A 21,719-nucleotide genomic window follows, 5' to 3' on the forward strand; every position below is an offset into this window, starting at 1 on the left:
CACACCTTAAGCATATTAAGGAATTATACACATTTAAAAAAGGAGAACGACCATGAAAGACAACCCAAAGGAAAGAGATGTGAAGGAAAGACAACATGCCGGGGGGCTGCCTCCTCCGCCGGAGGATATCGGGGTCGTTTCCCAGATCGACGAACATGGGCCGGAGGAAGAACCAAAAAAATCTACAAAATCGATAATTATCGGCATGTCCCTCGCCTTTGGAATCGGCCTGCTTATTGCATTACTGCCCACGCCCGAGGGACTGTCCCCGGCGGGGCACAAATTTCTGGCGCTGCTGGTAGCAGTTGTCATCCTGTGGGTCTCTGAAGCAGTCTCCATAGGAGTAACCGCACTCATTGCCGGCGGCAGCCTCATCCTTTTTAACATCCAGAAACCCGCTGCCGCATGGAACCCGTTTGCGAGCCCTGCGGTCATGTTCGTCCTGATGATCATGATGTTCGGGGTCATCCTGAATGAGGCAGGCGTTGCGAAAAGACTGCTCAGTCTGATTATCAGGGCCGCAGGAACCAATGTGAAAAAACTGAGCCTTGTTATCGCTATTGCAGGGGCCTTCCTTTCTTCCATATTCCACGACGCTACGATAACCATTATCCTAATGTTCGCCATATTACCGGTTTTTGCGGCCATGGGAATAACCCCGCAGAAGAGCAACAACCTGAGCAAATTCTTCATGATCCTTATCCCGCTTGCCGCATCCGCAGGAGGGTTCGGCACACTCCTCGGAGGAGGAAGGAACCCGGTCATGGTCGAGGCGCTCAAAAAAACAACCGGTTATGAGATGGGCTTCATGGAGTTTGCCCTGAGAAACTTCCCCCTTGTTCTGATCTCTGCTATCGTAACGTGGTTAGTCTGCTATCTCGTTTTCCGTCCAAAGGAAAAGGAGCTTCCCGCAAGCATCGCTACTGAAAAACTTCCTCCCATGAGTTTACAGGAAAAGGGGGTCATCGGCTTTTTTTCTCTGGCATTCGTCCTCTGGAGTCTGACGGACATAACAAAAGTTCACTACAGTGTTGTAGCAGCGGGCGTTCTCTTCCTGATATTCAGCTTCAGGCTGGTCAGCTTCAAGGCAGTCGTATCGAAGTTCCCCTGGGAATCGTGGATCGTCTTCGGAGCAGGCGTATCAATGGGTATGGCAATGCTCGACACAGGCGCAGGCAAGTGGCTGGCCGTTCAGGTCCTTCCAATGCTTGAAGGACAGAGCTGGGTCGTCGTCTTCTTCGGTTCAGGGCTTTTAGGTTCAGTGATGTCGAGTTTCATGAGCAACTCGGCGGCAACAGCCCTCATCCTGCCGATAACCATACCTATGGCGTCCAGTCTGGGTATTCCCGAGGCTGCGGTCGCCCTTTCAGCGCCTATTTCAACATCCTTCATCATGCTCGTCATCGGGTGCCCCCCTACAATTATTGCATACAGCACAGGGTACTTCAGCCAGGTTGACTTTATCAAGGTTGCAGTCCCCTGGGCAATCCTCTGTCTTCTCGCCGTCACGATCGGCGCGGGTATCTACTGGCCATTGACCGGATTCCCCACGTTGCCGTTCCTTGGAATCAGATAATGAGAAAGGAAAAGACCATAAAAAAATTGTCATCACTATACAGTACAGTCCCTGCGATATGCAGGGACTGTTCAAAAAGGAGGGATTATGCCTGCTAAGAAAACAGCGAAGGAAGTGATGATTGATGTTTTCGAGTTCCCGCATGTCCCCTACTGGTTCACTATCAAACAGGCTATCGGGATACTGAAAAAGTCAAAGGCTGAGGCCGAGAAAAAGTGCCTTTATCCACAGGCAATCTTGGTCTTCGAAGAGAAATATAACCTTATAGGAACCCTGTCCCCGCGGGACATCCTGAGGGGGCTGGAGCCCACATTTGTACGGCCTGACGTACGGGACCGGCTGTCTGACATCGACGAGGAGTCTCTCTCAGCCATGCTCGCTGACCTCTTCAACGCTGAATCAAAGGAACTCGTGGAAAAGCCGGTCAATGAAGTGATGGTTCCGGTCAAAGCCTTTGTATTGCCGGATGATCCGGTCACAAAGGCGGCGTTTCTGATGCTCCATCACAACCTCATCATTCTTCCCGTTCTGGAGAACAAAAAGAAGCTTGTCGGTGTGCTCAGAATGCAGGAGGTCTTTGAAGAGGTTTCGAATATTGTTATCGGCACCTGATCAAATCCGCGCATTTTGATGCGTGAGCAAAATTATTGAATTCCGTGAAAGGAGGATAACGCCATGGCAGAGAAGCCAAAAGAAACCAGACCCGGAGAGGGGCTGCCGCCACCGCCGGAGGAGATCAAGGTTGCTCCCGCTCCCGAGATCGACGAACACGGGCCGGCGGAAGAGCCGAAAAAATCCGTCAGATCCATTGCCATCGGCATCCTCCTCGCCCTGGGAGCCGGGCTCATCTTCTACTTTGTGGTCCCGGCGCCAGAGGGACTTTCTCCGGAAGGCCACAAATTTTTGGCGCTCCTAACAACAATTATAATACTATGGGTTTCTGAAGCGCTCCCTATCGGAACAACAGCGCTTCTGGCAGGCGGCGGGCTTATCCTCTTCAATATCCAGAAACCGGCAAACGCCTGGCAGCCTTTTGCGAGCCCCGCGGTCATGTTTGTTCTCATGATCATGATGTTCGGGGTTGTCCTCAACGAGGCCGGCGTTGCGAAGAGGCTGCTCAATATAATTGTAAGAGCTGCAGGAACGAATGTGAAAAAACTCAGCTTCATCCTGGCGATTTCTGCGGCATTCCTCTCATCAATATTCCATGACGCTACCATAACAATCATTCTTTTGTTCAGTTTCCTGCCCGTGTTCGCCACCATGGGAATCACCCCGCAAAAGAGCACGAACCTGTCCAAATTCTTTATTATCATGATCCCCCTTGCAGCATCTGCGGGAGGGTTCGGCACCCTCCTTGGAGGGGGCAGAAACCCGATCATGGTCGAGGTGCTGAAGTCGATCACCGGCACCGAAGTTGGGTTTGTGGATTATGCCCTCAGATGTTTGCCGCTCGTTATTATCCCTGCAATCATTTCCTGGCTTGTCTGCTTTCTCGTCTTCCGCCCGAAAGAAAAAGAACTGCCTGCATCCCTCGTGGAGAAACTTCCTCCCATGAGCTCACAGGAAAAAGGCGTCATCGGATTTTTCTCTCTCGCTTTTGTCCTCTGGAGTCTCACAGACATCACAAAGGTCCATTACAGTGTTGTGGCGGCAGGTGTCCTCGGGCTGATCTTTGGCTTTCGGCTGGTCAGTTTCAAGAAAGTTATCTCAACGTTCCCATGGGAGTCATGGATAGTATTCGGCGCGGGGGTGTCCATGGGAGTTGCGATGCTCGACACCGGCGCAGGCAAATGGCTTGCGCTGCAAGTCCTCCCTCTGCTTGAGGGCAAGAGCTGGGTCGTAGTCTTTGCCGGCGCAGGATTGCTCGGTTCAGTCATGTCCAGCGTCATGAGCAATTCAGCGGCAACTGCTCTCATCCTTCCGATAACCATTCCGATGGCGGCATCACTGGGGATTCCTGAACCGGCGATCGCATTTTCCGCGCCGATCACCACATCCTTTATCATGCTCATAATCGGCTGTCCTCCGACAATCATTGCATACAGCACAGGCTATTTCAGCCAGATCGACTTTATCAAGGTTGCGATCCCCTGGGCGATTCTTTGTATCATTGGAATAACGCTCGGCGCCTCAATCTACTGGCCATTAACAGCGTATCCTGGTTTGCCATTGTTGGGGGGGTTTTAATATAATAGCAAATTCATTTACAGTAGAGGGGCAAAAAATGCGATACATAGTTATTTTTTTGATTCTCTTCGTACACTGGGTCATTTGGTCCGGCATGCTGGACGCCTTTCATCTTGCGCTTGGCGTCATCTCATGCGGCATTGTCACGTTCATGTCGCACGACCTGCTCTTCAAGCGCGAGAAGTTCACCTTCAAACAGTTCACCGAGGTCTTCAGGTTCGCGCTCTATATTCCATGGCTTATGTACCAGATCATCCTGTCCAACATCCACGTCGCCAAGCTGGTACTGAATCCCGAGCTGCCCATAGACCCGAAATTTGTCTGGTACAAGAGCAGCCTGAAAACAGAACTTTCGCTGACCACGTTCTCAAACTCCATTACGCTCACGCCCGGAACGATTACTGCGGATATTGTGGACGGCCAGTATTATGTCCATTGCCTGGACCAGAAGGTCGCAGACGACCTCATGAGCGGAGACATGGAAAAAAAGGTAGCTCACGTATTTATGGAGGATTAGTATGGAGAACTTCTTTATAGGAACCGGTTTAGCTCTGGGCTTTCTGACACTGCTCTGTCTCTACCGGGGGATATACGGCCCGACGGTGCTTGACAGGATTATCAGCATCAGTGTCATCGGGACAAAGACCACGGTAATTCTCCTTCTGATGGGGTTTATTTACCGGAGGGCGGATATGTTTGTGGACATCGCTCTCGCGTATGCGCTCCTGAACTTTGTTGCCACCCTGTCTGCGGCGAAGTTCTTCCGCACCCGGAAGAGTATAGTCCCGGGCCACAAATACTTTAAAGAGCGGGAGGTCAAGGAATGATAACAGCAATCTCCATAATACTTGTCCTGACCGGCGTCTTTTTCTTCTTCACGGCAACCGTCGGGCTTCTCCGCCTGCCTGACTTCTACTGCAGGATGCAGGCGACCGGAAAGGGCGATACCCTCGGCGCATTTCTTACCGTAACGGGCCTGGCTCTCTATAATCTGAGTGACGGGCTGACCCTGGCAGCGGTGCTGGTGAGCCTGAAAATCATGTTCATTGCCGTCTTCATCTTTGTAGCAAACCCCACTGCCACCCATGCCATAACCAAGGCCGGCCTCGACTGCGGTTTTGAGCCGTGGACAAAAGATGGGGGGGCAAAATGATCTGGCAATTAGACATCCTCTTTCTCAGCCTTGTCGTCATCTGTGCTATAGCCGCCATTTCTGTTAAGGACCTCCTTAGTTCAGCCATCCTTCTCGGGGCTTACAGTTTCCTTATGTGCCTGCTCTGGACAGAGATGGGCGCGGTCGACGTTGCCTTCACCGAGGCTGCTGTTGGCGCAGGAATCAGCACCGCATTCTTTATCGGCGCCATATTCCAGACGACAAGGAGGACAAAAGATTGAAATTTTTTGCGTTTATCACTGTTCTCTTCACGGGTGCGCTCCTGATTTACGGCACGGTGGATATGCCCGACTGGGGTGATCCAAATTCGCCTCCGAACAGTCACGTCTCCCCGAGGTATCTTGAAGAATCGATCGAGAAGACCGCGACACCGAATGTGGTGACTGCGGTACTTGCGGATTACAGAGGATATGACACTCTCGGTGAAACCGCCGTAATCTTTACCGCAGGGGTCGTCTGTATCATCCTACTGAGGAGGGTCAAGTGAAAGAGAGATATGAAGACGTAACCATAGAAACAATCTGCAGGCTCCTCATCCCTCCCATACAGCTGTTCGCCCTGTATGTCATCGCCCACGGCCATTACAGTCCGGGAGGCGGCTTTCAGGGAGGGTGCATCCTTGCTGCGAGTTTTATCATGATGTTTATTGCCTATGACATAGGAGAGGTAAAAAGGCGGATGCATGAAAAGCGCAATACAGTATTATGCTGTGTCGGGGTGCTGATATACGCGGGAATCGGTCTGCTCTGTCTCATACTCGGTGCGAATTACCTTGACTACGGGATCCTCCATACAATTCTCCCTGCGTATCCCGCAAAGGCGCGTGCGCTCGGGACACTGGGCATTGAGATTGGGGTGGGAATTGCTGTCATGTCTGTCATGATCTCGATATTTCTGAACATCGCCACAGCAGGCGAACATGAAGGAGAGCCGGAATAATGGATACCATTCAATTTATCATCAGCAAATTCAATTACTGGGTGTATATCGTGCTCATGATGATAGGGTTCTACGCCATGATTGCAAAGAAAAACCTGGTAAAGAAAATTGTCGGCATGAACATCTTTCAGACCGCAATTATCCTCTTCTTCATCTCCACATCATCAAAAATGGGCGCAACCATTCCTATTATTCAAAGCCCTCATGGAGACGCCGCAGGTCAGGTAGTCAATGTTGCCCAGTATGCCAACCCGCTGCCCCATGTGCTGATGCTTACCGCTATCGTAGTCATGGTGAGCACCTTCGGTGTTGCCCTGGCACTGCTTGTATTGATATACCGGGAATATAAGACGTTCGAGGAGGACGAAATCTATGAGACGCTGGAAGTGCTGAGGTTGCGGAAATGATTACACAATCACCTGCGCTTTTAATCATAGTTCCCCTAATCGCATCGCTCGTTTGCCTCCTTCTCGGAATGTTCAGAAGAAACCTCTGCCAGCCCTTTGTTGTCGTTGTGCTCGGCGCCTGTGTGATTCTTGCGTTCGATATCATGGGAACCGTTCTCAGTGACGGCGTAATCCGCTACCGTCTCGGCGGATGGGAACCGCCCTGGGGCATTGAATACCTCATAGACCACCTGAACGCGTTCATCGCCATTATTATCACTTCCATCAGTTTTATCGTGGCCATATTCTCACGAAAGAGCATTGAACAGGAACTGCCTGAAGGCAAGATCATTTATTTCTATACCATCTACCTCCTGCTCATCACCGGGCTTCTGGGCATTGTGGTGACAGGCGATGTTTTCAACATTTATGTGTTCCTCGAGATCGCTTCACTTGCAGGGTACGCGCTTATCGCGTTGGGAAAAGACAGGGCCATCCTTGCCAGTTTTGAATACGTCGTCATGGGAACGATCGGCGCATGCTTCTATCTTCTTGGTGTCGGATACCTCTACATCGTCACAGGATCCCTGAACATTATGGACCTTACCCTTCTGCTCCCGAACCTCTACCACTCCAAGGTAGTATTAATCGCCTTTGCCTTCTTCATGGTCGGCATCGCAATCAAGATTGCGCTCTTTCCGCTCCATGTATGGCTCCCTGATGCGTACACCTATGCCCCTTCAACAGTGAGTGCGCTGGTTGCGGCAACAATGACGAAAGTCGGAGCTTATGTAATGATGCGCATCATGTTTACAGTCTTCCAGCCGTACTTCTCTGTAGAGCTCCTTCCGGTTACGACCATTCTCGGCTGGGTTGCAGCTGCTGCCATGATGTTCGGCTGCATACAGGCCCTCGCCCAAACCGATCTCAAAAGGATATTGTGCTATATCCTGATCGCCGAAGTCGGGTATATCGTCCTCGGGGTCAGCGTAGCGAACAGAACAGGATTCACGGGTGCACTCCTCCATATCCTGAATGATGCGGTCATGATGGCAAGTCTCTTCCTGATCGCAGGAGCCATCTACTACAAGACCGGGACAAGGAACGTCACTGAATTCAGGCAACTGAACCAGAAGATGCCCGTCACCATGGCATGCTTTGTGATAGCCGCCCTCTCTGTGGTGGGAGTACCGCCTACCTGCGGGTTTTTCAGCAAGTGGTACCTCGTGCTTGGCGCCATCGATGCCAGGCAATGGTTGTTTGCGCTCCTCCTCCTCGTGAGCAGCCTCCTCGTTGCTATCGTATTTTTCAAGATTATCCAGACAGTATATTTTGCCCCAACCGTGGAGGCTGCTCATGTTCGCCATAAAGGTTCCGGGGAAGAGCATGCCGGGCACCACCAGGCACATGTTAAGGATGAAGCCCCAGCAAGCATGATGGTTCCCATATTCATCACTGTCGCAGGAATATTGTTGCTGGGTATTTTCAGCGGCAAGATTATTTCAACCGTAATCCAATTTGCGGTACCTAAAGGGTTTTAACAGGAGAACGTATGGAAGTTGTGAACTCAATTAGACCGGTTTTAGCGATTACAGTATCTCTGGTTGCAGCCTGTCTCATCCTGCTTACGGGAGAACGTTCAAGGAATCTCAGGGAGTTCTGGACGATTCTTGCAGCCTTTGTAAAATTCTCGATCGTCATGTCCATGGTCCCCTTCATTCTTGAGGGGAAAGCCCTTGAATATACGGTCTTCACTATTGCCCCCGGTCTCTCCATCGGGTTCAGGGTGGATGCGCTCGGGATTTTCTTCGGGATCACCGCATCGTTCCTTTGGATCATCACATCGTTCTACTCTATAGGATACATGCGTTCACTGAATGAACATGCACAGACACGCTATTTCGCATGTTTCGCCATTGCGCTCTCTGCAACGATGGGTGTTGCATTCTCCGCCAATGTCTTTACGATGTTCCTCTTTTATGAGATTATCACTGTCTGCACATATCCCCTTGTTGCCCACAAGGAAACCCCTGAGGCGATCAGAGGCGCGAGGAAATACCTCACGTATCTGCTGGGAACATCAATTGGGTTCCAGCTGTTTGCCATATTTATGACGTATAGCATAACCGGAACACTTGCGTTCTCCTATCAGGGCATATTCGGCGAGGCGCGAGGGGTTGCAGGCGATACCCTCATCATTATCACGTTCATCCTGTTCATGGCAGGGATTACAAAAGCCGCGATGATGCCGCTCCATGGTTGGCTTCCTGCGGCAATGGTTGCCCCCACGCCTGTCAGCGCACTGCTCCATGCAGTTGCTGTCGTAAAGACCGGCGTGTTCGTCGTGGTTAAAGTCGTAGTCCATGTATTCGGTATCAATCTTCTCTGGGAACTCGGCCTCGGCACAGCCCTTGCCTACTTTGCCTCGTTTACTATTGTCACCGCTTCAATCATCGCCCTGACCCAGGACAACCTCAAGGCGCGTCTCGCCTACTCTACGATCAGCCAGCTTTCCTATGTGATACTCGGTGTTGCGCTTCTTACACCATCTGGCATCACAGGGAGCATTATGCATATCGTGCTGCATGCCTTCGGCAAGATCACCCTCTTCTTCACTGCAGGGGCAATCTATGTCGCAGCCCACAAGACAAAGGTCAGCGAACTCAACGGAATTGGCAGGGAGATGCCTTTTACGATGGCAGCCTTTACCATCGGTGCGCTCTCCATGATCGGCATCCCTCCTATCGGAGGATTTATCAGCAAATGGTATATAGCGCTGGGAGCTATAGAAGCACACCAGCTTCCGATAATCCTCGTGCTTGTATCGAGCACGATCCTTAACGCATGTTACTTCCTGCCCATTGTGTATGCCGCATTCTTCAAGGAACCAGACACAGCTCACCACCACGAGCACGCTGATGCACCGGCGCATGGCGTGGCATATGCGGGGAGTCACAATCCTCACTCAGAGCGCAAACTCCATGAGGCGCCGGCTATCATGGTAATTCCCTTAATGCTTACGGCGCTCGGCACCATCATTCTGTTTTTTGCACCAGATTTCTTCCTGAATATCACGAGACTCGCGCTTGAATCTTTAATAGGAGGCGTGTGAGATGCAAAAAGAGGGAGCAGAACACCAGGAACTGAAACATGACGCTATACCGGGAGGCAAGGCAGCTTTCTATATAATTGCATCAATAGCGTTCCTTTACCTTGCCATAATATTCCTGAATACCCTATGAATGCACATGCAATACATATGATGAGAGGATATGAAAATGGGAAAAAAAGAACATAGAGAGAAAAAAGAAGATTTTTTTGACAAGCCGAAAAATATTAAAGGCCTTTTCCTGTTATTCTGCGCTATGCTTGTGCTTTCTCTGGCAGGTGAATTCTTTATCCACAAACACGTCTTTTTCAAGTGGGAAGAGTGGCCGGGGTTTTACGCAGCGTTCGGGTTTGTAGCGTTTGTCTGCCTCATACTGGTGGCAAAACACCTCCTGCGTCCCATTGCCGAGAGGAAGGAGGACTACTATGATTAATCCTGTTCCTCCGGCGGCGGTATTCATACTCGGAGCTTTTCTTGTACCCTTCCTGAGGGGGAAGCTGAAAAGTTACTATCTTCTTCTGCTGCCAATTATCGGTTTCATAAACCTGCTTTCGATCCCGGAAGGCACGCACTGGGTAGTCAATTTCCTCGGATATGACCTCATCTTCGGAAAAGTCGACAGGTTGAGCCTGTTTTTCGGTTATATCTATCACCTCATATCATTCATCGCGTTCCTGTATGCCTTTCATCTCAAGGATGATTTTCAGCACGTTGCATCCCTCTTCTATTCCGCAGCTGCGCTCGGAGTGGTCTTTGCAGGCGACCTCTTTTCCCTCTTCATCTTCTGGGAGATCATGGCAGTATCAGCAACATGCCTTGTGTGGGCCAGAAAATCGAAAAATTCCTACGGGGCAGGACTGCGTTACCTCCTGGTGCATTTATTCGGCGGACTCTGTCTCCTGATCGGAATCATCTTAAACGTATTCGAGACAGGTTCGATAGAATTCGGCTATATCGGATTGAAGGGACTCTCTTCTCTCCTTATTCTCATCGGCTTTGGAATCAACTGTGCCTGGCCCGGTCTTCATGCGTGGCTTCCCGATGCGTACCCTGAGACAACCGAAACCGGCGGGGTGTTCATGTGGACATTTACTACAAAGACTGCCATTTATGTCCTCGCGAGGGCATTCCCCGGCACCGAAGCCCTCATTTGGATAGGCGCAATCATGACCTGTTTCCCGATTTTCTTCGCGGTAATCGAGAACAATCTGCGAAGGGTTCTCTCATACAGCCTGATCAACCAGCTCGGGTACATGGTCTGCGGCATCGGCATCGGGACGCAGTTATCGATCAACGGCACCATATCTCATGTGTTCTGCCATATTCTCTACAAGGCGCTCCTGGTCATGTCCATGGGCGCTGTCATGTACCGTACCGGGAAGATCAACTGTACCGACCTCGGGGGGCTGTACAAGAGCATGCCCTATACCACGGTTTTTTGCATCATCGGCGCCGCATCCATTTCTGCCTTCCCCCTGTTCAGCGGCTTTGTCAGCAAGTCGATGGTTGTTGAGGCTGCGGCATATGGCGGAATGTCAATCATCTGGCTGCTTCTCATGTTTGCATCCGTCGGTGTGCTTGAGCATGCAGGCATTAAGGTGCCTTACTACGCCTTCTTCTCCCACGACTCAGGGATACGGACAAAGGAGGCTCCCCTGCACATGCTTCTCGCCATGGGGATTACCGCGTTTCTCTGTATTTTTATCGGGGTGATACCCGGACCGCTCTACAGTCTCCTTCCCTATCCTGTAGACTTCGATGCATACACAGCGTCCCACGTCGTGACATCAATGCAACTGCTCATGTTCGGCGCATTTGCATATATTCTCCTTGTACTCTCCGGCGTCTTCCCGGGAGAAAGGAGAACAACAATCCTTGATCTTGACTGGTTCTACAGGAAATTCGGTAAAGGGTTTATGTGGTTCTGCAATGTGCCGCTGACAGGGTTCAGGAATGCCGTGCAAAATTTCTCAGCAGGAACCATAAAGTCCCTTGTGAAATTCAGTTCTGATCCGCTCCTTATCCCCGAGGTCGTAATACGATACACCCATCTGAATATGTATCAGATCCTGGCGGCAATTTCTCAGTCTGAGAAAATGAAAGAAAAACGGGATGAACTGGAGTTCAGGGTGAGCCGGCTTGTCAAAATAGCCGAAAGCGGAAGGATCTACGGAGCTGACCTTCCAAAGAGACCCATTGGACTGGGAGTGCTCCTTTCGTTTGTATTCATATTCTTCTACATCCTGCTCTATCTGTTATTCATAAGATAGCGATTCTACAGTTATGGTATCGCCTGAAAGAGTGAGGCTCCGCGGCCTCACTCTTTCAGTATGTCGTTTGATATCTCATCGAAGAGCTCTATGATTCTGACTATTCCGACCAGTTTTTTCTTGTTTTCCAATACAGGGAGCACATATGCATCATGTGAGAGCATGATATGCGCAGCTTTTTTCACCGGGTCCTCAGGCTGGACAAATTTCTCTATCGGGACCATTATCTCGCTTACCTGCCTCAATGCGAGTTCTTTTGCCTCCTTATCAAAAAGGGCATCCCATTCAATCCGTGATGGGGCACCTGTATTTTTTTCCTCAACCTGCACCTTTGCTTCCTTGCCGTATATTTTCGGCTCAAGACCTTTCAGAATGTTTTTGAGGCTGATGGTTCCCAAAAGATTATACTTTTCATTGAACACCAGGATTACCATGGGACTGGGATATTTTTTTGGTTTAATGAAAGATGCCTTCACTATTCTTATGGCCTGGCCTATGGAAAACCAGTATGGAATATGAGGATAATCAAATATTCCGGTCATTATATCTTTTACTTTTTTATCATTCTGCATAAACGCTCCTTTTTACTCTATCCTTTATAACAATATATTCTATCCATTTTCAACAGGTTTGACATCAGGATTCATTTTATCATAATTCCATCAAGTTATTTCGGGTGTTTTTTGCCGGAATACCGGAGATTACTTTTTGTTCAACGGCATTGCCTCATGTGCGCGGCCAGGGATACTTTGGGATAACTATTCAGATTATATATATTATTTCCGGGCGCGGGAATAATATGAAGCCCGGATCCAGCAATACATGCCTTAAACGTTTGGGAACCCGGTCATTGCGGGCACCTGAAAGCTGTGCGTATCGGCTGGATTTAGGTTATGGTATTCTATTTCCGGAGTGAAAACAGCATTAAGGAATTGGGGATGCTATGAAATACAAGGCAGAAAGCATAAGCCGCGAGAACGGCTCATTCCACGATACCGTTCCCGCAGTGCATGTGAAACAGCGTTTCTTTGACCTAAAAAGGCCTTATCCGCGGTCATCTGACACAGTGAGTGTTCAGAGCAGATCATTTCAACTCTCTCAGATCTATCTGCTGGTAGTTTTGCAGCTTCTCTTCAGATCGCCTGCTTTTTCTTTCCTGAATCATCGCTTTGTATAATAGCCATTTTTTCAAAGGAATCTGCCACAATTGAAAAGAAATATGAGGGAATATAAGGAAAACCGTCAGGATCACCCAAATTGAGCATAAAGAGATTACGTTTGTCGTGATTTCATGTGTCATATCTGCACCTCCGCGTCTTTTCTATTAAATGTGCCCGACAGTGTGAAGAATTATCGGGTCTGTGTTCTTGAGAACCATAATTTCGTCACTGCTGCACAATGTCTGCTTCGCAGCATCGTATTCATCCGTCTCTGCAAATGTAATCGTTACAGTTATGCCTTCTATTTGTTTCACCAATCTTTTCATGATATCTTTCTTCTCTACCTCTGCACTTATATATAGAAAAAGCAATAGCCATGCCATCGCATAAGATATTGATATTTATAATTAATTTTTATTTCATCCACATGTGGTGCATTTTATGATTGCACTTTCACTATACCATATCGACAGAAACTCTGCAATTTATCTGGGGAAGGGCAAAATTAATATGTCATCAATGGTGCATTTTTTAAATGCACTTCAAATCTCTATCTCTTCAATGAAGAGCGCTTTTCAATAAAACAGGGGCTTCTAAACGTTGAGAACGTGTTGCGAGAGGAGAAAAAACAGGTGCATTTCCTGAATGCACGTTCGATAGCGCAGGTAATGACTTACACGCACGGACCTGTGCTGAAGGACGGTTTGCCGACACTTCTTTTTAACCCATATTATTCACAAAAATGGGAAGAGCGGCCGGGGACAGCGTATTTGCGCGGAATAATTTACAACTGTGGGCTAATGAGAAAGTTTCAGGTACTTGATCTTTTTCTGAAGCTGCTGGCGGTAAATGCCGAGCTTTAGCGCAGCATGGGATATATTCCATCCAGACTCATTCAGGGCTGAAACAATCGTCTCTTTTTCAACGGACGAAATCGCATCTTTCAATTTAGGCACTATTTTTCTTTTATGGGAATTTGCCCCCATTATGAATGGCGGCAAATCAGAAGGCAGTATTTCAGGGGTATTTGCCAGAGATACAGCCCTTTCAATGAAATTTTCAAGTTCCCGGACATTGCCCTGATATGAATAGTTCATCAGGATATTAAGGGCGTCACCGGTAATTCCCTTAATCAGCAGGTCTTTCCTTTTTGGAGCATGCTTTTTTATAAAATGCTTGATCAGAAGCGGTATGTCCTGCACTCTCTTCCTCAGAGGAGGGATATGGATATTGATGACATTCAGCCGGTAGAAAAGGTCTTCCCTGAATGTCTCTTTTGTCACAGCCATTTCCAGGTCTTTATTGGTAGCCGCAATGATCCTCACATTCACCCTTATATGGCTGTTTCCCCCGATTCTCATGATCTCGCCTTCCTGAATTACTCTGAGGATTTTTGTCTGGAACAAAAGGGAAACATCCCCTATTTCGTCGAAAAATACGGTCCCTCCTTCAGCCAGCTCAAGGATACCCTTCTTCCTCTGCATCGCACCGGTAAATGCCCCCTTTTCAAACCCGAACAGCTCCGATTCAAGAAGGGTGTCAGGGATGGCGCTGCAGTTGATAGTCATGAATTCATTTTTGCTTCTCGGACTCCACCTGTGAATCGCCCTTGCAACAAGCTCCTTGCCTGTTCCACTCTCTCCCGTAATCAATACATTGCTTTCACCGGCTGCCGCCTTCTTTATCAGCCCAAACACTTCCTGCATCAAAGGGCTCGTGCCTATGATTTCATCAAAACCGCTTTTGTGTTCGAGAATTCTTTTCTTATATCTGCTGATAATCTCGTTGAAGGCTTCACTCGTCAGCGGTTTTTCCAAATAGTCAATTGCTCCGAGCTTCATTGCCTCAACAGCCAGTTTTGTATTTGGGCCTGAAAAGGTTACTACAGGCATCTGCTGGCGCAGATCCAGGAGTTTTTTCTGCCATCCCTCAACATCGAGATCAAGAAAGGCAATATCATATCCGTTGAAACCGGGTTCCTTATCCAATAAATTGCCTTTCTGCCCCGCGTCTTCCGCATGCAGATCAATACTGCCTGATTTGAATAACGAGTATATCTCTTTTTTCTCATTGGAAATGATTAACGCATTAAGCATATGCTGTCACCCATGTATTGAATACTTTTGGGGATGCCTGACGGATACCACTCTGCACAGGTCCTCCCTTCATTGCAAGGTTATCTCCTGTTTCATGCCGCCTATGACCGCATAACACGAGGCAGGCCAGATATAGTTTCCCTCCGGTCCGTGTATCTGTATGCCCGTAATAACAGCGTAATCACATTGTGCTGTATTGATAATGGGCTTCAATGTATTTTCGAGGTCCCTCTGGATGACCTTCTGGGCTGTTCTTGTAAGCTCAAGAAGGTCCGGGACATGCCCATAGGGAATCTCCTGCAATAACCGCATCCTGAGAAGGCTTTGCTCAACGTCTTCATTGTCCATTGCGAGTGTTACCCTTTTTTCAGCCATTTCTTTCTGAAAAGCGTTCAGGGCACCACATGCAGAAGACTCTCCTCCCCTTCCTTTCCGCATGCAGACCCCGACCTGCCCCTCGGCGCCAAGCGCTATGTGAGGAAAGGCATAAAAAACATAACGTTCCTTGCCGTCTGCATCAGGGGCATGATGCATAGCGGCTATGAGGGCTGTTCTTCCTGCGAAGAACATTCCTGCAAGGCTTGAAAGATTGAACGCTTCTCCCCATGCGTCTCTGACATGGCTGAAGAACGACTGTGAAATCTCGTCCCTGCATACGTCAACACAGCCGATCGCATTGTCGGCAGTGAAACCAAACTTGTTCAACGCACTATGTGTCCTTTTGACAAAATCGGCTTCCTGATAGGTTACGGAGAATATTCCTCTGAGTATCGTTTCAAATTTCATATGGCTCCCTTATTGTAAATGAGGTTAAGGCAAAGAATATACAGCTATATATTTGCCCTAACCTCTGTAGTCAATAATGCTATTTCAGCGTAACCGGCATGCCCATCAGCGGCCATATTACCGCTACCGCAAGCGCAACCACTGCCATCAATACTATGCTTGCCGGTATTCCGGCAAGGAAAAACATTCCGGTTGAAAACTGTTTAGACTCATACGCAATGGCATTTGGAGCCGCACCCACCAGAAGCAGAAACGGCATGCCCGCAACCACGAGTGAGGAAAACAGCACGACTTCAGGCGCCACACCCAGGTACGGGGCGATGACCAGTGCGACAGGAAGAGAAATCGCAATTGCCGCAACATTCATGATAAAGTTGGTCATTATCATAACAAAAAAGGCTATGCTCAGCACGAAAATAAACCAGTTTGCCTCCTTGAACATAACAAGCCAGTTGATCGCCAGCCATTTCGCAGCGCCTGTCTCCCACAGACAGAACCCTATGCTCATGGCGCCGCCGAACAGGAGTATAATATTCCACGGGATATCTTCAAGATCCTTTATCGAGAGGATCTTGAATACAAAGAATATCAGCGTGGCAAGCAGAATAATCGCTGATTTGTTATACGGCTTCAATGCGGGAATAAAAGACTGCAGAGACAGGAAAATGATTATGCCGAGAACCGCGGCCCCCACAAAGATCTCCTTCCCGGTAATCGCGCCCATTTCCTTGTAAAGCTTTTTTGCCTTTTCCCGCAGCCCGGGAATAACCTTCTTTTCCGGTTTGAACATGATAAGCATCATTACCCAGCAGAGGAAAACCATGACCCATCCGACCGGGAACATGTATTTTGAAAGCTCGAAAAAGGTTACATTTTTCCCGACAACATCATTAAAAAATCCCAGCGCAACGGCACCGCGGGCTGCTCCGAGAAGGGTGATTATGCTTCCTGCTCCCGCAACAAACGCCATGCCGATAAACAGTCCTTTCCCGAAGTTTGTCGGCTTGTCCCCTTCGCCATACAGCGAATATATCGCCATGAGAAGAGGGAACATCGTGGCTGCAACCGCCGTATGCGCCATGATGTGGGCAAGAGCGGCAGTTACAATAAAACACCCCAAATATATCATGCTTGTTTTTTCACCCACAATTGTCAGCATTTTGTAGGCAAGGCGCCGTGTAAGTCCTGTCTTGGTAAACACCATGCCGATAACAATCGAGCCGAAGATGAACCAGACTGACGGGTCCATGAAGCTTCTGAAGGCTTCTTTCGCAGGCCTGATCATAAAAAGCGCCTGGAAAACACCGATTGCAATGCTTGTAATGCCGATAGGGACAACCTCAAAAACCCACCAGGTGCCTGCAAGAAGGAAAAGGGCTATTGCGGCTTTGCCCTCCCTGCTGAGCGGAAAATGCTCTCCCAAAGGGTCAATGGCATCAGGCAAAGGGGGCATGTAGTTGAAAACGAAGAAGAAACTCAAGCCGAGCAGAATAAAAAAAATTCTCTTCCAGTCAAACTCAATTAGAGTCGGGGCAACGACTATCTCTGCCGGACGCTCTGATATCACTTTTGCACCACCGGGAAAATAAACCTTGGTAACATGTTGCATGTGCCTCGTCCTCCTTATTCTTTTACCACAGCATTCGAAATTGTACTGGATAATTCATCAAAGACATCGGTCAATCTCACAACCCCCACGAATTTCTTCCCGTTTTCAAGAACAGGCATGAAGGTCAAATTCTGATTGACCATGAGATATGCTGCTTTTGTGATCGGATCATCCGGTTTGACAAAATATTTCACCGGCACGACTGAATCACGAACGGATTTCTCCACCAAACCTTTTGATTCTTTATCGAAAAGGGAATCCCAAATTAGGGATAGCTCTTTTTCTTCTTCCTGAAATCCCTCGGCCTTTGTTGTCGCCCTCATGAAACGCGGTTCAAGCGCCTTCAAGATATCCTTGAGAGCCAGGGTCCCGACGAGATTATACTGTTCATCGAAAACGAGTGTTCCCATTGGATGCAGGTTCTTCTCACCCCTGGGCAATGATGTTTTTATCACTTCTATTGCCTGCTTAATCGTGAACCAGTAACGAATATGTGGAAAATCAGAAATATCGACCATAATATCTTGTACTTTTTTGTGGTTTAGCATTCAGCCCCCTCAATATCTGTTATCATTATCGAATCCCCGGAAAACTCACATTATGGATAAGATAAGGTCCATGAGCCCTCACCTGCTTTTGTGCACAGTCACCACTGCCTTCCTGGGCAGGGGAAAAAGACGTCTACACAGGGAGGGTCTCACTGTGTAGACGTCATTTTTCTGTCGGAACTGTCGCATACGGGCTGCTCCCATATGCAAAGATGCTTGTCTCGAGTCCTCTCACTTTGAGCATCTTCCTGAAAGTGCTCGCAACGACCTTATACCGTGTCGGGCAGAGTAGCAGGTCGACATTTTCCTCTTTTGCACATTCGATGATCTCCTGTTCGGGATTGCCCTCTCCGGTAACGAGAAATGCCTTAATGCCCTTGCCTTCCTCTTTGAGAATCTTCTCTGCTTCCTTCGCATACCGGGATGACTCCCTCCGCGCAATCTCCTCTGCCTGGGGAATCGCATCATAATCAAGAAACATGTTTCTGTTGAATACATGAAGAACCACAAGCTCTCCGTTGGTTTCTCTTGTTTTCTCCATTCCATACTGCAGTGCGGTCCTTGCGTGCAAGGTCCCATCATATGCCACTAATACTTTCATGTCCGTTCCTCCTTCTTGTTGGAATTCAATTTTCGGATAATGAAATAGCACGTAGCATGCCAAACTATTTATTGTTTATTATCAACAAGTTGTACAATAAATGCAGTATTCATACTGCATGCCGGCATGCAAATTATTACTGCACTTTTGTCTTGAAATGACTAATGCGAGTTCGTGAGAGAGGAAATGTCTATTCCGAGGAGTTTGATCTTCTGCTGCAGGTTCTGCCTGTGGATGTTGAGGGATCGTGCAGCTTCCGATATGTTCCCTTCCGCTTCAATGAGGGCTGCGGTGATAAGCGACTTTTCAAACCGGGACTTTGCTTCTCTGAGGGGCATGATCGGGATAGTTTGCGCCTCCCCGCTGATTCTCTTGCCCTCCGATATATATTTTGGAAGGTCATCAACCTGCAATATCTGGCTTGATGTGAACGCCATTGCATATTCTATGGCATTTTCAAGTTCCCTTACATTACCCGGAAAGTGATAGTTCAGCAATGCATGTACCGCTTCTTTGGCAATCCCGGTAACATTTTTGTCGACTGCCTTTCCCTTATGTTTCTCGATGAAATGATTGATGAGAAGAGGGATATCCTCAGTTCGGTTTCTCAACGGGGGGAGTTCTATCGGGATCACATTCAGCCGGTAGTAGAGATCTTCTCTGAAATTTTTCTCGGCGATTGCCTTTCCGAGGTCCATATTTGTTGCGGCAATTAAACGCACATCAACTGTTCGCGGCATCGTATCCCCCACCTTGAGGAATTCCCCATCCTGCAATACCCTCAGAAGCTTTACCTGAAGGGTGGGAGCAAGTTCTCCTATTTCATCAAGGAAAAGTGTGCCCCTGTCTGCCTCCTCCACAAGCCCCTTCTTGTCGGAAACTGCGCCGGTGAACGCACCCTTGATATGTCCGAAAAGCTCTGACTCCAGAAGTCCCTCAGGGATTGCGCCGCAGTTGACCGTCACAAACTTTCTCCTTGCCCTAACGCTGTTGCTGTGAATGGCTCTTGCAACAAGCTCCTTGCCCGTACCGCTCTCACCCGTAATCAGCACATTGCTTTCACTCGACGACGCATGCCTCATTACCCTGAATACCTCGTGCATTTCCGGGCTGTTGCCGATGATATTCTGAAATGAGTATCGCGCCTCTATCTGGGTTCTCAGGGCAATGTTTTCTTTTTCGAGATTCCTTCTCTCCAGCGCCCTCCTGATGGGAAGCCGGACCTCGTCAGGGGTAAAGGGCTTTGGAATATAATCGTATATCCCCCTTTTTACGGCGTCCACTGCTGACTGCACTGACGCATACGCAGTAATAATAATGAATATGATGTCGGGGGCGATCTCCTTTACATGCTCATAGAGTTCAAGCCCGTCCATCTCGGGCATCTTCATGTCTGATATCATGAGATCAAAATTATTTTTCCTGACCTGTTCAATGGCATCCATGCTGCTTGTGGTCGTGTACGCCTCTATCCCTTCGGTTTCGAGAATGTCCTGGACCGCAATTAAAATACTTGCCTCATCATCGACGACAATCGCTTTCAGCTTATCCATTGATTGGCAGCCTCACAGTAAACGTTGAACCTTTTTCTATCTCACTACTGACATCGATATCTCCGCCATGTTTTTTTATAATACCATAACTTACCGCAAGACCGAGTCCGCTTCCTTTCTCTTTGTCCTTCGTGGTAAAGAACGGGTCGAAAATCTTTCCGAGATTTTCTGCAGGGATGCCGTGGCCCGTATCCGAGAAAATGATCTCGACGAATTTGCCGTTCACGCGTGTGGAAACAGCTATATTTCCCGGTGGGGTAATTGAATGGATCGCATTCAGCAGGATATTTGACACCACCTGCCCGATGCGTGCAGGGTCTGCATAGATCTCGGGAAGATTCTCGGAAAGGTGCAAGGCGAACCCTATATCCTTGAAGGCCTCCTGCGAGACAAGGGACTCGCATATCTCAGTGACAGGGCAGTTGACATTCATTCTCATGGGTTTTATGGCTTCATCCTTTGCAAAACTCAGAAGCTGTCTCACGATATCTCTTGCCCTTCCTGTTTCCTTCACCATCATCCTCAGCCTCTCGCGATTTGGGTGCCCCTCCGGAGTCTTCTCGAGCATCAAATTCGAAAAGGTAAGGACAGAAGTGAGTGGATTGCTTATCTCATGTGCAATCCCGGACGCCAGTATCCCAATTGAGGCAAGCTTGTCCGCCTCAACAAGCTGCGACTGTTTTTCCTGCAACTGTTTAATGGTATCCTCAAGCGAGCCCAGCGCCTGTTTGAGTTTTGTTTCCATTTTATTGAATGACATCTCGAGGGAGGCAATTTCATCATCTTTTCCCTTCACATCGAGTGTCTCTGAGAAATCACCCATTGCTATCTTCTTTGTTACCTCTTCGAGCTTTTTTATCGGCTCAGCGATGCTCATGGCAAGCTTTGCATTGACGGCTGCACCTACTACAATAATTGTCAGCAAAGCGAATATCAGCAGTATCATGGATTTCTTCATCGTCGAATCAATGGCTACCTTTTCCTCCTTAAGGAGGTTCTCAAGGAGCAACTCTATCTCCCGTGCTTTCAACCTCATATTCCCGACAGAATCATTTTCCTTTTTGTAAAGCTCATAAAGCCTGTCGGTAAGGGCACGATACTCCTTCAGTGCAGAGCTGTGCGTATGCAGGGAAGCGAAGGTCTTTGCAAAGTTTTCATAGGACTTCTCATCTCTGTATATCATAAGATCTTTCTCATATCTTCTTAGCGAGGAAAATATCTGGAATTCGTTTCCGCTCAGGGCGTTCTCAATGCTGCCTCCCGCAACCTTCAGCTTGAGTATGTTCTCTTCCTGCAATTTTATGCCGGCTACAACTTTATTAAAGAAATCCTCATAGTTGCTTATTATCTCTTTGATCATTTCATAGTTCCCGGGGCCCATTGCTTTTACTATTTCAGTTTTGAGCTTGATGCTGTCGATATTCGCCTTTAATTGACCCAAGTTGCGCGTGAATGCCTGGAGAGTTTCTTCCTGTCTGTAAAGCAGGTAGTTTTTTTCGTGTCGTCTCAGCTCACTCAGGATGTGGGTAATGTTATGTGCAGTTTCAACAAGACTAAGTCGTGTTGAAATCGTAAGGAGTTCAGTAAATGCAAAAAACCCGATTATCGTGGCAAGTAATACGTATATGCCAAACCCGATAAAAATCTTTTCCCGTATCTTCATTCCTATTTCATTGTAACCGAAAACGACCAAGGAAAACAGAACAGCGCTGAAACGGGAGG

The 21,719-nt window shown here is 48.3% G+C and carries 24 protein-coding genes; 15 read left to right on the forward strand and 9 right to left on the reverse strand.

Features of this window, described 5'->3' with window-relative positions:
• Positions 1-52 precede the first annotated feature (52 nt).
• The 15 genes from AB1552_02260 (at position 53) to AB1552_02330 (ending at position 11,644) form a co-directional block, all read left to right on the forward strand.
• Entirely contained in the window at positions 53-1,576 is a 1,524-nt protein-coding gene (locus AB1552_02260; GenBank protein ID MEW6052598.1) for a DASS family sodium-coupled anion symporter, read from the forward strand.
• An 87-nt stretch (positions 1,577-1,663) separates the two neighbouring features.
• Positions 1,664-2,188, forward strand: a complete 525-nt coding sequence (locus tag AB1552_02265) for a CBS domain-containing protein (protein ID MEW6052599.1) — start codon at positions 1,664-1,666, stop codon at positions 2,186-2,188.
• 63 nt (positions 2,189-2,251) lie between these two features.
• The gene (locus AB1552_02270; GenBank protein ID MEW6052600.1) at positions 2,252-3,766 is read left to right on the forward strand and encodes an SLC13 family permease; all 1,515 of its coding nucleotides are present in this window, start codon (positions 2,252-2,254) and stop codon (positions 3,764-3,766) included.
• Positions 3,767-3,803: 37 nt separating this feature from the next.
• Complete coding sequence (locus AB1552_02275) at positions 3,804-4,283, forward strand: Na+/H+ antiporter subunit E (GenBank protein ID MEW6052601.1); 480 nt, start codon at positions 3,804-3,806, stop codon at positions 4,281-4,283.
• Between the two features lies 1 nt (position 4,284).
• Positions 4,285-4,593 (forward strand): monovalent cation/H+ antiporter complex subunit F, encoded by a 309-nt coding sequence (locus AB1552_02280; protein MEW6052602.1) that lies wholly within the window; start codon positions 4,285-4,287, stop codon positions 4,591-4,593.
• Positions 4,590-4,919 (forward strand): monovalent cation/H(+) antiporter subunit G, encoded by a 330-nt coding sequence (gene mnhG / locus AB1552_02285; GenBank protein ID MEW6052603.1) that lies wholly within the window; start codon positions 4,590-4,592, stop codon positions 4,917-4,919. The genes AB1552_02280 and mnhG overlap by 4 nt, the downstream gene beginning before the upstream one ends.
• A complete protein-coding gene (locus tag AB1552_02290) occupies positions 4,916-5,161 on the forward strand; it encodes a hydrogenase subunit MbhD domain-containing protein (GenBank protein ID MEW6052604.1) in 246 nt (81 codons plus the stop codon). The genes mnhG and AB1552_02290 overlap by 4 nt, the downstream gene beginning before the upstream one ends.
• Positions 5,158-5,427 (forward strand): hydrogen gas-evolving membrane-bound hydrogenase subunit E, encoded by a 270-nt coding sequence (gene mbhE / locus AB1552_02295; GenBank protein ID MEW6052605.1) that lies wholly within the window; start codon positions 5,158-5,160, stop codon positions 5,425-5,427. Before AB1552_02290 ends, mbhE begins: the two co-directional genes overlap by 4 nt.
• The gene (locus AB1552_02300; protein ID MEW6052606.1) at positions 5,424-5,879 is read left to right on the forward strand and encodes a Na(+)/H(+) antiporter subunit B; all 456 of its coding nucleotides are present in this window, start codon (positions 5,424-5,426) and stop codon (positions 5,877-5,879) included. The genes mbhE and AB1552_02300 overlap by 4 nt, the downstream gene beginning before the upstream one ends.
• Positions 5,879-6,286 carry a cation:proton antiporter subunit C gene (locus tag AB1552_02305; GenBank protein MEW6052607.1) on the forward strand — a complete coding sequence of 136 codons (408 nt, stop codon included), beginning with the start codon at positions 5,879-5,881 and terminating at the stop codon, positions 6,284-6,286. The genes AB1552_02300 and AB1552_02305 overlap by 1 nt, the downstream gene beginning before the upstream one ends.
• A complete protein-coding gene (locus AB1552_02310; protein MEW6052608.1) occupies positions 6,283-7,806 on the forward strand; it encodes a monovalent cation/H+ antiporter subunit D family protein in 1,524 nt (507 codons plus the stop codon). Before AB1552_02305 ends, AB1552_02310 begins: the two co-directional genes overlap by 4 nt.
• Positions 7,807-7,817: 11 nt before the next feature.
• A complete protein-coding gene (locus AB1552_02315; protein ID MEW6052609.1) occupies positions 7,818-9,377 on the forward strand; it encodes a monovalent cation/H+ antiporter subunit D family protein in 1,560 nt (519 codons plus the stop codon).
• A gap of 1 nt (position 9,378) precedes the next feature.
• Positions 9,379-9,507, forward strand: coding sequence for a hypothetical protein (locus tag AB1552_02320; protein MEW6052610.1), 129 nt, complete (start codon positions 9,379-9,381; stop codon positions 9,505-9,507).
• A gap of 36 nt (positions 9,508-9,543) precedes the next feature.
• Positions 9,544-9,807: a hypothetical protein gene (locus tag AB1552_02325; protein MEW6052611.1), complete on the forward strand. Its 264-nt coding sequence runs from the start codon at positions 9,544-9,546 to the stop codon at positions 9,805-9,807.
• On the forward strand, positions 9,800-11,644 hold the full coding sequence (locus AB1552_02330) for a Na(+)/H(+) antiporter subunit D (protein MEW6052612.1): 1,845 nt from the start codon (positions 9,800-9,802) through the stop codon (positions 11,642-11,644). The genes AB1552_02325 and AB1552_02330 overlap by 8 nt, the downstream gene beginning before the upstream one ends.
• A gap of 47 nt (positions 11,645-11,691) precedes the next feature.
• Here the strand turns inward: AB1552_02330 and AB1552_02335 are convergent, their stop codons facing one another.
• The 9 genes from AB1552_02335 to AB1552_02375 form a co-directional block, all read right to left on the reverse strand.
• Positions 11,692-12,216, reverse strand: coding sequence for a CBS domain-containing protein (locus AB1552_02335; protein ID MEW6052613.1), 525 nt, complete (start codon positions 12,214-12,216; stop codon positions 11,692-11,694).
• Between the two features lie 752 nt (positions 12,217-12,968).
• Positions 12,969-13,130, reverse strand: coding sequence for a hypothetical protein (locus AB1552_02340; GenBank protein MEW6052614.1), 162 nt, complete (start codon positions 13,128-13,130; stop codon positions 12,969-12,971).
• A gap of 471 nt (positions 13,131-13,601) precedes the next feature.
• Positions 13,602-14,900 carry a sigma-54 dependent transcriptional regulator gene (locus tag AB1552_02345; GenBank protein MEW6052615.1) on the reverse strand — a complete coding sequence of 433 codons (1,299 nt, stop codon included), beginning with the start codon at positions 14,898-14,900 and terminating at the stop codon, positions 13,602-13,604.
• Between the two features lie 69 nt (positions 14,901-14,969).
• Positions 14,970-15,686 carry a hypothetical protein gene (locus AB1552_02350; protein ID MEW6052616.1) on the reverse strand — a complete coding sequence of 239 codons (717 nt, stop codon included), beginning with the start codon at positions 15,684-15,686 and terminating at the stop codon, positions 14,970-14,972.
• Between the two features lie 79 nt (positions 15,687-15,765).
• Positions 15,766-17,295, reverse strand: coding sequence for an SLC13 family permease (locus tag AB1552_02355; protein ID MEW6052617.1), 1,530 nt, complete (start codon positions 17,293-17,295; stop codon positions 15,766-15,768).
• 14 nt (positions 17,296-17,309) lie between these two features.
• Positions 17,310-17,843, reverse strand: a complete 534-nt coding sequence (locus tag AB1552_02360; GenBank protein ID MEW6052618.1) for a CBS domain-containing protein — start codon at positions 17,841-17,843, stop codon at positions 17,310-17,312.
• A gap of 163 nt (positions 17,844-18,006) precedes the next feature.
• Entirely contained in the window at positions 18,007-18,444 is a 438-nt protein-coding gene (locus AB1552_02365) for a universal stress protein (protein MEW6052619.1), read from the reverse strand.
• A 161-nt stretch (positions 18,445-18,605) separates the two neighbouring features.
• A complete protein-coding gene (locus AB1552_02370) occupies positions 18,606-19,997 on the reverse strand; it encodes a sigma-54 dependent transcriptional regulator (protein ID MEW6052620.1) in 1,392 nt (463 codons plus the stop codon).
• Complete coding sequence (locus AB1552_02375) at positions 19,990-21,660, reverse strand: ATP-binding protein (protein ID MEW6052621.1); 1,671 nt, start codon at positions 21,658-21,660, stop codon at positions 19,990-19,992. The genes AB1552_02370 and AB1552_02375 overlap by 8 nt, the downstream gene beginning before the upstream one ends.
• Positions 21,661-21,719: the final 59 nt, after the last annotated feature.

It is taken from the genome of Nitrospirota bacterium (assembly GCA_040754395.1).
GTDB lineage: Bacteria > Nitrospirota > Thermodesulfovibrionia > Thermodesulfovibrionales > SM23-35 > JBFMCL01.